This is a genomic window from Cellulomonas sp. NPDC089187, assembly GCF_040685135.1.
GTDB lineage: Bacteria > Actinomycetota > Actinomycetes > Actinomycetales > Cellulomonadaceae > Cellulomonas.
In genome coordinates, this window is record NZ_JBFBHI010000003.1 from 381,380 (window position 1) to 396,872 (window position 15,493).

Annotated in this window: 16 protein-coding genes and 1 tRNA gene; 6 read left to right on the forward strand and 11 right to left on the reverse strand. The window is 70.6% G+C overall.

Annotation, left to right across the window (positions count from 1 at the left end):
• Window positions 1-45 precede the first annotated feature (45 nt).
• The 3 genes from AB0N78_RS10045 to AB0N78_RS10055 all read right to left on the reverse strand — a co-directional run bounded on the left by AB0N78_RS10045 (window position 46) and on the right by AB0N78_RS10055 (window position 1,840).
• Window positions 46-411 carry a nuclear transport factor 2 family protein gene (locus AB0N78_RS10045; protein WP_363389242.1) on the reverse strand — a complete coding sequence of 122 codons (366 nt, stop codon included), beginning with the start codon at window positions 409-411 and terminating at the stop codon, window positions 46-48.
• A gap of 89 nt (window positions 412-500) precedes the next feature.
• The gene (locus tag AB0N78_RS10050; RefSeq protein ID WP_363389244.1) at window positions 501-1,007 is read right to left on the reverse strand and encodes an RNA polymerase sigma factor; all 507 of its coding nucleotides are present in this window, start codon (window positions 1,005-1,007) and stop codon (window positions 501-503) included.
• Entirely contained in the window at window positions 1,004-1,840 is an 837-nt protein-coding gene (locus tag AB0N78_RS10055) for a DsbA family protein (RefSeq protein ID WP_363389247.1), read from the reverse strand. Before AB0N78_RS10055 ends, AB0N78_RS10050 begins: the two co-directional genes overlap by 4 nt.
• A 94-nt stretch (window positions 1,841-1,934) precedes the next feature.
• Here AB0N78_RS10055 and AB0N78_RS10060 point away from each other — a divergent pair.
• The 4 genes from AB0N78_RS10060 (at window position 1,935) to AB0N78_RS10075 (ending at window position 5,831) form a co-directional block, all read left to right on the forward strand.
• A tRNA-Lys gene (locus tag AB0N78_RS10060) sits at window positions 1,935-2,007 on the forward strand.
• A gap of 43 nt (window positions 2,008-2,050) precedes the next feature.
• Complete coding sequence (locus tag AB0N78_RS10065; protein WP_363389250.1) at window positions 2,051-2,587, forward strand: MFS transporter; 537 nt, start codon at window positions 2,051-2,053, stop codon at window positions 2,585-2,587.
• A gap of 69 nt (window positions 2,588-2,656) precedes the next feature.
• On the forward strand, window positions 2,657-5,065 hold the full coding sequence (locus tag AB0N78_RS10070) for a hypothetical protein (protein ID WP_363389253.1): 2,409 nt from the start codon (window positions 2,657-2,659) through the stop codon (window positions 5,063-5,065).
• A 175-nt stretch (window positions 5,066-5,240) separates the two neighbouring features.
• Window positions 5,241-5,831 carry a hypothetical protein gene (locus AB0N78_RS10075; protein ID WP_363389256.1) on the forward strand — a complete coding sequence of 197 codons (591 nt, stop codon included), beginning with the start codon at window positions 5,241-5,243 and terminating at the stop codon, window positions 5,829-5,831.
• Here the strand turns inward: AB0N78_RS10075 and AB0N78_RS10080 are convergent.
• Window positions 5,797-7,233: an MDR family MFS transporter gene (locus AB0N78_RS10080; RefSeq protein ID WP_363389259.1), complete on the reverse strand. Its 1,437-nt coding sequence runs from the start codon at window positions 7,231-7,233 to the stop codon at window positions 5,797-5,799. The genes AB0N78_RS10075 and AB0N78_RS10080 overlap by 35 nt on opposite strands.
• A 115-nt stretch (window positions 7,234-7,348) precedes the next feature.
• Here AB0N78_RS10080 and AB0N78_RS10085 point away from each other — a divergent pair, with 115 nt between their 5' ends.
• Both AB0N78_RS10085 and AB0N78_RS10090 read left to right on the forward strand, forming a co-directional pair.
• A complete protein-coding gene (locus AB0N78_RS10085) occupies window positions 7,349-7,930 on the forward strand; it encodes a helix-turn-helix domain-containing protein (RefSeq protein ID WP_363389262.1) in 582 nt (193 codons plus the stop codon).
• A 73-nt stretch (window positions 7,931-8,003) separates the two neighbouring features.
• Window positions 8,004-8,270, forward strand: coding sequence for a GlsB/YeaQ/YmgE family stress response membrane protein (locus AB0N78_RS10090; RefSeq protein WP_363389265.1), 267 nt, complete (start codon window positions 8,004-8,006; stop codon window positions 8,268-8,270).
• Window positions 8,271-8,318: 48 nt separating this feature from the next.
• Here AB0N78_RS10090 and nadC read toward each other — a convergent pair whose 3' ends face one another.
• From nadC to AB0N78_RS10125, 7 genes are read right to left on the reverse strand one after another with little or no spacing between them, the layout of a single operon-like run.
• On the reverse strand, window positions 8,319-9,257 hold the full coding sequence (gene nadC, locus AB0N78_RS10095) for a carboxylating nicotinate-nucleotide diphosphorylase (RefSeq protein WP_363389268.1): 939 nt from the start codon (window positions 9,255-9,257) through the stop codon (window positions 8,319-8,321).
• Window positions 9,258-9,311: 54 nt separating this feature from the next.
• Window positions 9,312-11,015, reverse strand: a complete 1,704-nt coding sequence (locus tag AB0N78_RS10100) for an L-aspartate oxidase (RefSeq protein ID WP_363389271.1) — start codon at window positions 11,013-11,015, stop codon at window positions 9,312-9,314.
• Entirely contained in the window at window positions 11,012-11,581 is a 570-nt protein-coding gene (gene panD, locus AB0N78_RS10105) for an aspartate 1-decarboxylase (protein WP_363389890.1), read from the reverse strand. The genes AB0N78_RS10100 and panD overlap by 4 nt, the downstream gene beginning before the upstream one ends.
• A gap of 2 nt (window positions 11,582-11,583) precedes the next feature.
• Window positions 11,584-12,453, reverse strand: a complete 870-nt coding sequence (panC, locus tag AB0N78_RS10110; RefSeq protein ID WP_363389274.1) for a pantoate--beta-alanine ligase — start codon at window positions 12,451-12,453, stop codon at window positions 11,584-11,586.
• Window positions 12,450-13,415: a DUF2520 domain-containing protein gene (locus tag AB0N78_RS10115; protein ID WP_363389277.1), complete on the reverse strand. Its 966-nt coding sequence runs from the start codon at window positions 13,413-13,415 to the stop codon at window positions 12,450-12,452. The genes panC and AB0N78_RS10115 overlap by 4 nt, the downstream gene beginning before the upstream one ends.
• Window positions 13,412-14,992, reverse strand: coding sequence for a PH domain-containing protein (locus AB0N78_RS10120; protein WP_363389281.1), 1,581 nt, complete (start codon window positions 14,990-14,992; stop codon window positions 13,412-13,414). Before AB0N78_RS10120 ends, AB0N78_RS10115 begins: the two co-directional genes overlap by 4 nt.
• On the reverse strand, window positions 14,989-15,477 hold the full coding sequence (locus AB0N78_RS10125; protein WP_363389284.1) for a PH domain-containing protein: 489 nt from the start codon (window positions 15,475-15,477) through the stop codon (window positions 14,989-14,991). The genes AB0N78_RS10120 and AB0N78_RS10125 overlap by 4 nt, the downstream gene beginning before the upstream one ends.
• Between the last annotated feature and the right edge of the window lie 16 nt (window positions 15,478-15,493).

The window sequence follows — 15,493 nt, forward strand, 5'->3', positions numbered from 1 at the left end:
CCGAGCATCCGGCGGGCGACTCGTGCCGCCCGCCGGATCTGGTTCTCAGGCCGTGCCGAACGGGTTGTCCAGCACGTACTTCCACCCCTGCTCACCCAGGCGGGCAACGTCGGCGGTGGTGCCGGACATCGACACCTCGGAGCCGTCCGCTGCGGTGCCCGCGATCGTCCAGTCGTAGATCAGCAGCGCGATGTCCCCGCTGACCAGGCTGTGCTTGAGGGTCAGGGAGATCGGCAGGCCCATCGCCAGGAATCCGCCGAGGGCGGCGCGGTAGTCGTCGCCGGTCACCACGGTGCCGGGCTGCGGGGCGAATCCGGACCCCGGCTCGGCCAGGGCGAGCATGCCGTCGACATCCGCGGCGTTGAACGCGGCGGCCCAGGCGGGGTGCAGGTCAGTGGGGTTGGTGATCATGGTGATTCCTCCATCAGGGTGTGCGGAAGTAGGACGTGGCACCGGGTGGTGCACGCCGGGTGTGAGGGGACGACTCCGACCGGAGCCGTTCAGTCGCGGTCGAGCTGCTCGCGCAGGCGTCGGCGGGCGGTGCGCAGCCGCCAGCGGACCAGGTCGTCCGGGATGCCGAGCTCAGCAGCGACCTCGGCGGTGCTGCGTTCCTCCAGCACGCGGGCGACGAACACCACCCGCTGCGACTCCGGAAGCCCGGACAGCAACGGCTCCAACGACCGGCGGCAGGCGATCAGGTCGGCGTCGCCGGGGTCGGCGGGTTCCGGCGCGGACTCCAGGGGGTCCTGCGGATGCCGCGCCTGCGCACGGTGGGCGGACCGGGCCAGATTCGTGGCGATCCGATCAACCCACCCGCACATCAATGCCTCATCCGCCGGTCCGCGGACACCCTCCAACGACCGCAGTGCCCGCAGCAGCGTCTCCTGCGCCAGATCCTCGGCATCGGCGCCCTGGTGTCCGGCCGCGCGCATCTTGCGGGCCAACCGCCCGGGCTGCTCGGCGACCATGCGGGTCAGGAGTTCGCGGCGCTCGGACTGAACACTCATGACAGCCATGCTGCGCCTCCCGGCAGGTCGATCCGGCGTAGGCCCGCGTCGGTGAGGCCCGCAACGAGTACCTGCTCGGGCAGATCGAGCACCGCGGCGTACTCGGCGGTGGTGCCCGAGCCCAGCGTCGTGATCGCCTCAGCCAGCTCCCGGGGACGACCGTCCGGCACCTGTCCGACCAGCGCACCCAGCACGGCGGTCAGCCGCTCCGGGCTCTGCACCCCGCGCAACGCAAAGCGGTCCCCACCGGACTCGACCACCAGGGTCGGGAAGCCCGACACCCCGAGCGCCCGAGCGCGTCCCAGATCCGCCGCGAACTCTCGCTTCGCGGAGCCGTCCGCCAGCTTCTGCGCCACCAGATCCGGGTCGACACCCACCGCGGCGGACCAGATCTCCGGCCGCCCGATGTTCCGACCGTGGAAGAACAGCTGCTCGCGCAGGGCCCGCAGCGCCGACTCCTCCCGCTCCGGATCGATCAACCGCACCGCGGTCATCACCATCGACGCCGGGAAGCTCGACAGGATCGGGTCATCGGCCCACACACTCACCGCGGTCGCCTGACCGACGTGCTCGGCCATCTCCCGCCAGTGCTCGGCGACATCCTCGTACCCATGAATGCCGTTGGCAGGGTCGGCGAACCCGTCCCAGCTGGGCAACAGCCCGCCGTACACATGCTGCACGTCGAGGGTGTCACCGAACCGCAGCCGGGCCGATCGCCAGGCGGGTTCCATCGCCCAGCACGCGGAGCAGATCGGATCGGTGACGTAGGTGACGCGCACGCGCTGCTCGGACTCCGCCGGACCGCAGAGGCCGGTGCTCAGATCGCAGGTCATGTGAACAGAGACGCCGGGAGTGACGCGAACGCGAGCGCGGGGTGGGGTGACCTCGGTCACGTGCCATGCGCCGCTAGGCTAGGCGGGCAGTACGGGGCCTCTAGCTCAATTGGCAGAGCAGCGGACTTTTAATCCGCGGGTTGTGGGTTCGATCCCCACGGGGCCCACCCCGCGCACCGACCCGTCGCACTGCTCGGCCTGTCCACCCTGTTGATGTTCGCGACGATGTCAGTCGAACCGATCATCACCGTGCATGTGGAGAAGTTGACCGGGAGCACGGCGAACGTCGCCATCGCCTCGGCAGCCGTGTTCTCGCTGACCGCCCTCGGCACAGTGCTCTCCGGGCCTTGGCTCGGCAAGCTCGCCGACCGGGTGGGCCCGCTGCGAGTGCTGACCGCGAGCCTGGCAGTGGCGACGGTGCTCCTGATGGTCCAGTCGTCCGCACCCACCCTGTGGAGTTTCGCGGCGCTGAGATTCGTGACCGGGCTCGCCCTCGGCGGGATCACGCCGACCGTCGTCAGCACGCTGCGGCGGATCGTCCCGGCAACCTCCGTCGGGCTGGTCCTGGGCTACAACGTTTCAGCGCAGTACCTCGGGCAGGTGTCCGGACCGATCGTGGCCGGCTGGCTGGGCGGTGTGGCCGGGACTTCGACCGTCTTCCTCGTGACCGGCGCACTCACGGCCCTGGGTGTGGGGGTGGCCGTGCTGATTCGGCGACACACCGCTGAATCCCCCTCACTCGCCTGAACCAGCGCTTTCGCCCAGACCGGAAACTCCCTACGGTGCACAGGAGAGCCGCAGCCGAAGTGAGGGAACATGCCACGCACCACCCGTCCGCGCACACGATGGTCCGCCGCGATGGCCGCCGCGGTCCTGGCCGGGCTCGGTCTCGCCGCGACACCCGCATGGGCTGCCGTACCGACGCCCGCCGCCGGGGAGTCAGTGGTCACCGTGCGAGTGGGCGGTGACCGGACCGGCACCCGGACGGTGGCGCCCCTAGCGGGCACGCAGTTGGGGTTGTACGCGGCAGCGGGTGACACCGAGGCGGTGGACCCGTCCTGGGGCGTGTGCACCTCCGACGCGGATGGCGACTGTTCTTTCACGGTGCCGGACACGCAGGACGGTGGCGCGAACGCGGGAGCGCAGTTCGTGGTGCAGCAGATCTCCGCCCCGGCGGGCTGGTACACGAACCCCACTCTGCGGACCGGGAACGGAAGCGGGTCGGTGTCGACGGCGCGGCCCTACACCTTCACGACTCCGGCGCTGGTGGCGGGGCAGACCTACTCCTCGCAGTCGGATTTCATGGCGCAGCCGGCGGTGTCGGGCAGCTCGGAGGATGCCTCCGAGGGTGTCTGGCAGCAGTCGCGGACCAACCCGCCGTTCCAGGCCGCGTGCGGGATCGACATCGCGTTCGTGCTGGATCTGTCCTCGTCACTGGGCAGCCAAGTGACCAACCTGAAAGCGGCGACGAACACCATCGCGGACTCCTTGGTGGGGACACCCTCGCGGGCAGCGGTGTTCTCCTTCGACGCGAACTCCCCCAGCACGGGCACGCAGAACTACCCGGAGCTGGTGTCGGTCGCCACGGCGCAGAGCGCGGCGCAGTTCAAGGCGCAGTACGCGAACTGGTCGACCGGGTCAGGCACCAACTGGGACCGCGGGCTGTGGTCGGTGGCCCAGGCTGACCCGACGTACGAGCTGGTGGTGATGATCACCGACGGCAACCCGACCCGGTACAGCGCGTCACCGAATCTGGGCACCGGCGGCACGACGCACTTCGCGGATGTGGAGAACGGCATCTACTCCGCCAACGCGATCAAGGCCGAAGGGTCGCGCCTGGTGGTGATGGGCGTGGGCTCCGGCGTCGACGACGTGACCCGGCTGAACCTGCGCGCGCTGTCCGGTGAGACGTTCTACACCGGCGGGCCGAACCCGGAGCTGGCGGACTACTTCGATGTGGACAACTTTGAGGCGGCCGGGCAGACGTTGCGCAATCTGGTGCTGAGCAACTGCGTGCCCCGAGTGAACGTCACCAAGCTCATCGTCCCGACCGAGAACACCGGCGACGACGTGACCGGGGCGCAGGTGGCGGGGGCGGGCTGGCAGTTCGACGCCGAGATCGCCGACCCGGATGTCACGCTGGATGCGAGCAGCAAGACCACCGAGGATGACGGAACCGGGTCGGTGGCGTTCACCGCGACCTACCAGGGCACCCCGGCGGACACGGTGATGGAGCTGACCGAGACGCAGCAACCCGGATACACGCTGGTCAGTCCTGGTGGCGCACATGCGAGCTGTGTCGACAAACTCGATGACGACGCCCCGGTCCCAGTGACCAACACCGGCGAGACCGCCTTCTCAGTCGGACTGCCCGAGGCAGGATTCATCAACTGCCTGGTCTACAACAAGGTGCTCAGTTCGGTGCAGGTGGAGAAAACCTGGGTGATCCAGGGGCAGACCTATGCCGAGGGCGACCAGCCCGCCGACTACTCCGCGCAGCTGACCCTCACCGGTCCGGGCGGCGCGGCGGCGAGCAATCAGGACTGGGGCGCGATCCGCGAGGGCTACGACGGCGCAGAGGATGTGGTGGTCGATGAGCAGGTCGATCTGCCGGAGGGCTGCCGCCTGATCGATGCCCGGGTGACCGCCGTTGACGGAGCCGCCGCCGACGCTCCCCTGCCTGCCACCGTGACCGCGGGCGATCCCCGCACCGTGCAGGTCGTGAACCGGGTGGAGTGCGAACCGTTCCTCACCCTCGTCAAGCAGGTGATCAATGACGCGGGCGGCACCGCGACCGCGCGGGACTGGACTCTGAGCGCCACCGGCCCGACCCCGGGGATCAGCGGGGTCACCGATGCACCGGAGGTGACGCTGGCACCGGTCGACCCGGGTACCTACACCTTGGCGGAGTCAGGCCCGGCGGGGTACACCGCGCAGGGGTGGGTGTGTGTGGACCGCAATGACGGCAGCGAGCTGGCGGTCGATGGCGACACGGTGACCATCGGTGACCGCGGCGATGTGGTCTGCACGGTGACCAATGACGACATCGCGGCAGCACCGGCACCCGTTCCGGACCCGGGTGATGCCGGGCGGCGATCGGGTGGGTTGCCGGTCACCGGCGCACAGGTCGGCGGTGCGGCCGCACTGGCCACGCTGCTGCTCGCGACGGGGGCGTTGCTGATCCTCGGTCGGCGGCACTGGCGCAGGCCGGGCAGTCAGGACTGATCCGTTCGGTCGACGGTGATCACGGCGCGACGCAAGTGACGCACTCGATCAGGGGGACAACCTGTGCGGCTCAGCCGACAGGTTGTCCCCGTCGCATGTTCTCGAGCGGGTGGCCTGCGCTTACCTGAGCCACGGGTCCGGAACGAGCCGGCCACCCGTGTCAGAAGGACGCCACATGCCCCGCCTCACCCGGACCTGGGCGCGGTTCGCCACCGCCCGACCCGCCACTGCCGAGTTCGTTGTCTTCAGCCTGATCAGCATGGGGATGACTGTGCTGCAGCTGGCGCTGATGCCGCTCCTCAAGTGGATCTTCGGCCGGACTGGTCTGGTGGAGACGACGTTCCAGGTGCTGCCCACCACCACCAACGCAGACGGAAGCCAGTTCTTTCTCTTCGACTACCCGGCCGGGGCCCTGCCGGAGGGCGGTGGTGGGCTGGCGTACTTCCTGGCGGTGCAGCTGACCTTGCTGGTGGCGCAGGTGATCAACTTCTTCTTGCAGCGGAGGGTGACATTCAAGTCGACCTCCAACCCGTGGCGCGCAGCGGCCTGGTACGCGTTGGCGTACGTGATCATCACGGTCCTGGCCGCCTGGTTGCAGGGCTTCTACAAGGATCCGATCTACCAGTGGATGATCGGGCGCTGGGGCGGCACCGGGGAGGCTGGAGCCGACGTGCTGACGATGGTCATCAACGCGTTGATCTCGTTCGTGGTGTTCTTCCCGATCCTGAAGATCATCTTCCGGAAGGAACCGGCTGCGGCCGCTTGACCAGCACCGCACCGACCAGCGCGACGATCCCGAGCACCCCACCGACCACGAACGCGATCCGCACCCCGTGCTCCATCGAGGAGCGCGCGCCGATGGTCATGGCCGCCACCATCACCGCGGTGCCAGCCGCACCGGCGAGCTGCTGGAGGGTGTTCATGATCGCCGACCCGTGCCCGTACAGCTCACGCGGCAGCGACCCGAGCGAGAGAGTCATCAGCGGGGTCATCAGCATGGCCATGCCGACGCAGAACACCACATGCCGGGCGACCACCATGCCAGTGGAGGTGGAGGCGTCCATGGTCGACAACCACCACTGACCACCGGCGAGCAGGATCGCACCGGGGATGACCAACGGGCGCGGGCCGATGCTGTCGTACAGCCGACCGACCAGTGGGGAGACCAGCCCCTGGATCAGTCCGCCGGGGAGCAGCAGCAGACCGGTGGTGAGCACGCTGACCCCGAGGGTGCCCTGCAAGTAGAGCGGCAGCACCACGACGCTGCCGAGCATCGTCGCCATGCAGATCATCACGACGATCACCGACACCCGGAACGCCCCGACCCGGAACGGGCGCAGGTCCAGCAGCGCGGAGTCGTGGCGCTGGAGGCCGTTCTGCCGGAAGACGAAGACGGTCAGGCCGGCGATGCCGACCGCCAGGGAGACCACCGGGGCGATCCAGTCGCCGTCGACCACGGTCGAGATGGAGCCCAGACCGTAGACGAGTCCGCCGAAGCCGATCAGGGACAGCAGCACCGAGCCGAGGTCCAGCGGCGCCGAGCGGGTCTCGCCGCCGGAGCGCACCGCGCCCAGGCCGATCGCCAGCACGACGGCGGTGACCGCAAGCATGAGGCCGAACAGCCAGCGCCAGCCCAGGGCGTCGACCACGATGCCGGAGACGGTGGGGCCGATGGCGGGGGCAACGGAGATGACCACGGAGTTCAGGCCCATCACGGTGCCGCGCCGGGCGGGCGGCACGCTGTGCAGGGTGGTGGTCATCAGCAGCGGCAGGATGATCGCCGTTCCGCAGGCCTGCACGACGCGGGCCAGGAGCATCACCAGAAAGTTCGGTGCGATCACGGCCAGCAGGGTGCCGACCGCGAACAGGCCCATCGCGGCCAGGAACAGGGTGCGGGTGGTGCAGCGCTGGAGCAGGAACCCCGTGGTCGGGATCACCACGGCCATGGTCAGCATGAATCCGGTGGTCAACCACTGTGCGGTGGCGGCGGTGACGCCAAAGTCGCCCATCAGCGCGGGCAGGGCCACCGAGAGCACGGTCTCGTTGAGGATCATCACCAGCGCGGCGACAACCAGCACGGCCAACAGGACCACCACCGGACGACCGATCGTCTGCGGTGGGGTGTGACCGGTGCTGGTGCGCTGGTCGCGGAGCTGGGTTTCGGGCATGCGGAAGCACTCGTTCCTGTGGGGGTGGGAAGACAGGAAATGATGTCACATCGTGCCAACATGTCTTGGTCCGCCAGGACCAGTGAGTTCCGCCACACGTGCTAGGAAGGTCGCCATGGACGACGCCCCGCAGGACCTGCGCGCCCGACGGCATGCCGCCACCCATCAGGAGATCCACCGCGCCGCGCTGGATCTGTTCGAGCAGCAGGGCGTCCGCGAGACCACGGTGCAGCAGATCGCCGACCGGGCGGGCATCTCGACCCGGACGTTCTTCCGACACTTCACCAGCAAGGAGCAGGCCGCACTGCCCGGTCAACGTCGGCTGCGCCAGGCCATAGACGGGTTGGACGTCCCCGCGGATGCCACCCTCCCGGACCTGCTGTCCGCCGTGGAGTCCACCGCCGCCGCAGCGATGTCAGCAGGGGACGAGGAGGCACGGCGGCTGGCCCGCCTGCTGGCCGCCGAACCCGATCTACGCGGACTGGCCGCCGCACAGGAACGCCAACTCGCCCAGCGGCTGCGCGCCCGGCTGACCGCACTGCGTCCGGAACTAGATCCCCGGACCCTGCTGGTGCTCGCCGAGGTCGCGGTCGCCGTCTGGAATGCGCTCTGGGCCCGATGGGCCGAGACCCAGGACACCGACCCGCTCGACCTCTACCGGTCCGCGCAGGCCGATCTGCGGGCCATCGTCCGCTGACCTGGGGCGTTCCGGATGCGGAGCGCCCGATCCCATGTCACGGTTCACTGCGTCAATACGAGGGAGGACTGACATGGGACTGTTCGGTTGGATCATTCTCGGGCTCATCGCGGGTGCCATCGCCAAGGCGATCCTCAAGCGTGACAACGGCGGCTGGTTCGCCACTCTGCTGCTCGGTGTGATCGGTGCGCTGGTCGGCGGATGGCTCGGCAGCATCATCTTCGATGCGCCGCTGGAGGACTTCTGGTCGATCCAGACCTGGGCGCTGGCCATTGTCGGATCGGTGATCGTCCTGGCGATCTACGGTGCCATCACTGGCCGCAAGGGCGCACGCGGCTGACACCCACGAGGGCCCCCGGGGATCGCTCCCCGGGGGCCCTCGTCATGTCTACGCCTGCGACAGCCCGTCGACCAGATCCAGCGCCAGGTCCAGGATCGGCGAGGAATGGGTCAGCGCCCCGACCGACAGGTAGTCCACGCCGGTGGCCGCCACCGCGGCAGCCCGATCCAGGGTGAGGTTGCCGGTGGCCTCCAGCTCGATCGGGCCGGTGTTCGACTCCCCGGCACGCACCGACGTGACGACCTCGGTCAGCACCTCCGGCGGCATATTGTCGAGCAGCAGGAACCGGGCACCGGCCGCCACCGCTTCCAGTGCCTGCGCCGGGGTGTCCGCCTCCACCTGCAAGGGGACATCGCCGAACCGCGAGCGCACCGCCTCGATGGCGGCAGTGATACCCCCGGCAGCCACCACGTGGTTGTCCTTGATCATCGCGACGTCATGCAGGCCCATCCGCTTATTGGTCCCACCGCCGCAGCGCACCGCGTATTTCTCCAGTTCCCGCAGGCCGGGGGTGGTCTTGCGGGTGTCGAGCACCTGCGCGCCGGAACCGGCCAGCACGTCCGCCCAGCGGCGGGTGTGACTCGCGACCCCGGAGGCCCGCGAGGCCAGGTTCAACGCGGTCCGCTCGGCCACCAGTAGCACCTGCACCGGGCCGGTCACCACCACGAGCACGTCGCCCCGCTCGACCCGGGCACCGTCTGGCACCCGCTGGTCGACGGTCACCGGTGGCAGGCCGAGGCGCTGGGCCACCTGCGCGGTCACCTCGGCCACCACCGGCAGGCCCGCCACCACGCCGGGCTCACGGGCGACCAGATGGGCCGTGCCGCGCAAGTGGCTGGGCACAGTGGACTGGGTGGTCAGGTCACGACCGGGTTCGGGGCCCAGATCCTCGTCCAGGGCGATCCGCACCGTGCGGCGCAGCCAGTCGGGGTCGAGGCGTCCCGGGTCGACGGTGGGGACGGTCCGGGGCTGCTCGGCTGCGCTCACCCCACGAGCCTAGGCGGCACGCCGCCGCGCCAGCACACTCGGTCTGCCGCAGGGTCAGTCCGCCACCGGTACCCGGGTCAGCGTCAGCCCACCGTCCGGGTCCAACTCCGCCCGCACCCGCACGGCCCACGTCGGGTCGGTCGCCGGGAAGTCCGTCCGCACATGACCGCCACGGGTCTCGGTGCGCTCGGTGGCCGCCGCGGTCAGCACCGTGGCGACCTGGTGCACGTTGGTGGTCTCCCACTCAGCGACCTGCGGATCGGCGAGAGCCTCTCCCCCGTCGGCGTCGCGGTGCGCATCGGTCCGGACGGCTGCCAGTTGGTCAGCAGCGGTCCGCAGCCCGTCAGCCGATCGCAGCACCCCCGGCCCGGCTGCCGCGATCCACTGCACCCGCGACCGGGCGGCACCGGACACCAGGGCGCTCGCCCCCGCGCGCCGCACCGGGTCGGCGTGGCCCAGTCGACCCCGGGCGATCCGCTCGGCGACATCGCGGGCGGCCCGATGCGCGAACACCAGGCCCTCCAGCAGCGAGTTGGACGCCAACCGGTTCGCCCCGTGCACCCCGGTACAGGCCGCCTCGCCGACCGCGTACAGCCCGCGCAGCGTGGACCGTCCGGACAGGTCGGTGAGCACACCCCCGGAGTGGTAGTGCTGCGCCGGGGCGACCGGGATTAGGTCCGCTCCCAGGTCCAGCCCGTGTTCGGCCAGCCGCGCCGCGATGGTCGGGAATCGGCGGCGGGCTGCCGCGCTGCCCAGGTGTCGGGCGTCTACCAGCACATGGTCCGACCCGGTGCGGGAGAGCTGATCGACAATCGCCCGGGACACCACATCCCGGGGTGCCAGCTCGGCCATCGGATGCACCGAGGGCAAGAACCGTTGGCCGTCCACGTCCAGCAGGACCGCGCCCTCGCCGCGCACCGCCTCGGAGATCAGCGTCAACTGACCCTTCACCCCGGAGCCCAGCCAGAGCACCGTCGGGTGGAACTGCACGAACTCGGCATCCGCCACCGCCGCGCCGGCCCGCAACGCGGCGGCCATGCCGTCGCCGGTGGCCTGCGCCGGGTTGGTGGAGGAGGGGAACACCTGACCGATCCCGCCGGTGGCCAGGACGACCGCGGGTGCCAGCACCGCGCCCACTCCGTCCCGCGACCCCGCGCCGATCACATGCAGCGTCACCCCGCACACCGGGCCGGGTCGCCCGTCGGCGTCGGGGGCTGCGGTCAGCACATCGAGCACCAGGGCATGCTCGATCACCTCGATGCCCGGGGCCTCCTGCACGGCGGTGAGCTGCGCGATCAGTGCCCGGGAGATCTCCGCCCCGGTGGCATCACCCCCGGCATGGGCCACCCGGTCCGCCCGGTGACCACCCTCCCGGGTCAACGCGATCCGTCCGTCCGGCGCGGTGTCGAACACCGCCCCGGCGTCCACCAACTGCCGCACCCGGGCCGGCCCTTCGGTGACCAGTACCTCCGCGGCCCGCGGGTCGCACAGTCCGACCCCGGCCTCCAGGGTGTCGTGCAGGTGCGCGGCCGGGGAGTCGGTGGGGTCGAGTGCCGCCGCGATGCCGCCCTGCGCCCAGATCGTGGAGCCCGAGACCAGCTCGCCCTTGGTGACCAGCAGCACCCGGTCCACCCGGCTACGCAGCTCCAGGGCGGCGGTCAGCCCGGCGATCCCGGAGCCGACCACCACGGCATCAGCAGTCACGGTCCACCCGGGGGCGGGTGCGGCGAGGGTGCGCGCCAGGACCGGCGTGGTCACCGACCGGTGTCCGGACCGTCGCCGAGGAGGGCGCGGCTGTCGCCCTTCTGGCCCGAGTGCTGCTTGTCGTCATCGCGGACTGCGGTGCCCTCGTGGCCTCCGTGGTGACCGTCGTCGTCACGGACCGCGGTGCGCCCGTCGTCGAAGGGCAGTCCACTGGGATGCAGACCGGACTGTGCGGTCCAGGACTCCGGCACGGTGCCCGGATCATGGCCGGTGTCCATGATCCGGTTGTCCGCATCCACCAGCACCACATGCGGCTGATACGTGCGGGCCTCGTCGTCGTCGAGCATGCCGTAGGCAATCAGGATCACCAGGTCACCGGGGTGCACCAGGTGGGCAGCGGCACCGTTGATGCAGATCTGCCCCGAACCCGGCTCCCCCGCGATCACGTAGGTGGTCAGGCGCGCACCATTGGTCACGTCGACCACGTCCACCTGCTGTCCTGGCAGCAGATCCGCTGCCGCGAGCAGGTGAGCGTCGACCGTGATGGAACCGACGTAGTGCAGGTCGGCCTGGGTGACGGTGGCGCGGTGGATCTTGCCGATCATCATCGGGCGCTGCATAGTCACGCCCACCTCACGTCCGTGTTGTCGATCAGTCGGGTGTCGCCGACCCGACCGGCGACCGCCAGCACCGACACCGAGCCGGATTGCGGACGGTCGTCCTCGGGCAGGTCGGCGAAGGTCAACGGGTCGACCAATGCCACATAGTCGGCGAGCACCCCGGCGGCGATCAGCGTCTCCTGGGCGACGGCCCGCACGGTGGCGGGATCGGCACCCTCGGCCGCGGCCCGCTCCCCCGCCGCGAGCGCCCGGGACAAGCCCAAGGCGGCCGGGCGCTGGTCCTCGGTCAGATACGCGTTGCGTGAGGACAGCGCCAGACCGTCCTCGTCGCGCACGGTGGGCACCGGGACGACACTCAGGCCCAGATCGAGGTCACGCACCATCCGGCTCACCGCCACCAACTGCTGGACGTCCTTGCGCCCGAACAGCGCCACATCAGGCCGGGTCAGGTGCATCAGCTTGAGCACCACGGTGAGCACACCGTCAAGGTGGCCGGGCCGGACCGCACCCTCATAGACCTCGCCGATGGCACCGGCGGACACCCGCACCACCGGATCACCATCCGGGTACACCTCAGCCGGTTCCGGGGCGAAGACCACGTCACCGGGCCCGAGCAGCCCTGGACCGGTCAGCTGCGCCAGGTCACCGGTCAGATCCCGCGGGTAGCGGTCCAGGTCCTCGCTGGGGCCGAACTGCAACGGGTTGACGAAGATCGTCACCACCACCTGCTCGCCCCGCGACCGGGCCGCCCGCACCAGGGACAGGTGCCCCTCGTGCAAGGCACCCATGGTCATCACCACCGACCGCGGAACGGGTCGGAGCGCCACCTCCAACTCAGCCCGGGTACGCGCCAAAGTGGGTGCGGTGGTCATTCCTGGTCCTTCGGATCGGTGGGCTGAACGTCGGGAACGCTACCCCCGGCTCCCCCCGAGGTGTGAGTCGGCTGCAACACGTCCAGCAGTGCCTCACTCTGCGCCTGGGTGATCAGCCCCTCCACCAGCGACCGTGAGGTGGCCGCGCGGGACAGCGCGGTATAGGAGTCCAGCACGTCGGCCGCCCCGGTCCGCCCGGCCAGATCGGTCAGTTCGGCCAGATGGTCGCGCACCGTACCGGCATCCCCCCGCCGGACCGGACCGGTCAGCGTGGCGATCGCACCCCCCGCGGACTCCGCCCGCAGCGCACCGTCCAACGCCGCGTCCAGCAACGGTCGCAGCACCGCCCCGGGGTCGGACACCCCAGCCGCCCGCAGCGCCTCACCAGCCTGGGCGACCAACACCACCAGGTGATTCGCCCCGTGGGCGAGTGCCGCGTGATAGAGCGGCCGCGCCGACTCCTCGACCACCACCGGTTCACCGCCCATCTCGACCACCAGTGCCTGTCCGATCGGCAAAACCGGAGTCGGAGCGGTCACCGCAAAGGTGCAGCCCTCCAACCGGGCCAGATCCAAGGACGTGCCGGTGAAAGTCATCGCCGGGTGCAACGCCACCGGGATGACCCCCTTCGCCCGGGCCGGGTCCAGCACCGCGGCCCCGTAACGCCCGGCGGTGTGCACGACGATCTGCCCGGGCTGCCATGCACCGGTGCGCGCCAGGCCCTCGACCAGCTCCGGCAGGGCATCGTCCGGCACCGCCAACAACACCAGCTCGGCCCGACGCACCACCTCCGGCACGTCCAGCACCGGCACCCCCGGCAGCAGCGTCTCGGCCCGCTCGCGTGAGGCCTCCGACACCGCCGAGACACCGACCACCGGGTGGCCGACCGAGCGCAGCGCGCTGCCCAGCACCGCACCGACCCGCCCGGCACCGATCACGCCCACGCCCAACCGTGTGGTCATCGTCCGCTCATCCACTGTTCCGGACCGGCACCAGCCCTGGCGGTCCGTGCCCGCACCGACTGGTCCTCGATCAATTGCGCTGCATCCGTGGCGGCCAGGTGGTGCACGGCGGGTGTGACCGGCCCCGGCGTGGAGTGCACCTGGAAGCTGGCCAGCCCCATCCGACGTTCCAACGGACCCTGGCTCAGCCCCAGCGACTGGGTGCGCTCATGCGGGACGACCACCAGACACCGCGTGATCCGGCCACGCCGCATGAGCAGCGCCCGCTCGGTCACGGTGACGCCGGTACGACGCCAGGCGATCGGATCCAGCCAGCGCGAACGACGGGGCGCGGTGAGGAACCCGAACTCCCGGTCGGTCCGGGTCAGTCCGGCGTCCACCAGCGCGTGCGGGTCCTCGACGCCGAGGTCGGGCAGCACCAGCCACAGGGCCAACATCACGTCCTCTCGGGTGCCCACCGGCAGCAGCGAGGTGTCGGTCTGCTGGCTGTCGTCCTCCTGGCTGTAGCCCGCGACGTTGATCTCCATCCGCCACCAGTCGGCCTTGCGCCACAGGATGCTCTGGTAAATCCGCACCGCCTGCACCCGCCCCGGCGGCACGGTCTGCGCCCGGGTCTCGGTCAGTCCGTGCCGCAGCCGGATGCCGTCCGGGGAGATCGCCGCCCGGAAGTTCGCGCCGCGATTCAGTCGGCCCCACAGGTAGGAGACCACCGCGAACATCGCGGGCAGGATGCCGACCACCGGCCCGATGCTGCGCGAGACGATCATGACCACCACGACCACGCCGACCCACACCAGCAGCCAGAGCACCGCCCAGGTCAGCAGCGTGGACAGCAGGAGTCGGGGCAGCGGGACGGAGAACACCGGGCGCTCAGGGGCGGTCTGCGCGGGGGGCAGGAAGTCGGGCGCGCCCGGCACCTCTCCCTCGATGGCAGATTGCGCACCCGGAACTGTCATGCCACCGGAGGCCACTGGGGCCGCGGGGTGCGGGCCGGCGGTCGCACCCGCATCCGTGCCCACCGCTGGTCCAGGGGCCGGTGCCGCATCCGAGGGGCGACGGTGCAGTCCCGCCGCCCGGGCCAGCAGATCGGCCCGCAGTTGCTCCGCCTCCGCCTCACGCAGAAAGGCCAGCGAGACCGCACTACCCGCACCGCCTGCGACCTCCAACCGCAGCTCCGCCAGCCCGAACAGGCGGGCCAACAGCGGCTGCACCACGTCGATGGCCTGCAACCGGTCCAACCGGGCATGCCGCTGCTGGCGGAACAGCACACCAGTGCGCAGCTGCACCGCATCGTCGGTGACCGCGAACCGGGTGACCCGCCACGCGATGGCCGAGTAGCCGAAACCCACCAGGAGCACCACGACCAGGAGTGCCGCCGCGGCCAGCCACACCCGACCGCCCAGCCAGTCGGCGAGTTCCTGCACGCCGTCCGCGGACTGGGTACCGATCACCACCAGCGCCGCCACAAAGACCTTCCACCCCTTCACCGCAGGGGTGACCGGGTGCATCCGCCGCCACTGGACGCCGTCCTCGATCTGGGCCGCCGTGCCCGCGGTGATCGGTCGGTGCGCGCTCACAGCCCCGCCAGCCGGGCCTCGCCCCGGGACGCCAACTGGTCACGCAGCCGGGCGGCCTCGTCGGTGGGCAGACCGTCCACCGTGACCTGACTGTTCGGTGAGGCGGTGTGCAACTGCACAGTGGCGATGCCGAACTTGCGCGCCAGCGGACCGGCGTTCACATCGACGTACTGCATCCGCCCGTAGGGCACCACGACCATCGACCGGAACAGGATGCCGCGTCGCAGCAGCAGGTCATCGGCACGTTCGGCGTAGCCCATCGCCCGGACCTGACGCGGGACGAGCCACCCGATCCAGAGCGCGACCACCAGCACCGCGGCCGGGAGCGCCCACAGCCACACCAGGCCGGACAGCGCCGCCGCCAGCACTGCACAGAGCAGCACAGGAATCAGCCAGAGAGCAGCCACCAGCAGGCGGGCGGTGATCAGTCGTGGCGACACCGGGGTCCAGGACACGCCCTCGGGTTCGAACGGCTCGATGGTCATGGCGACCATCCTGGCA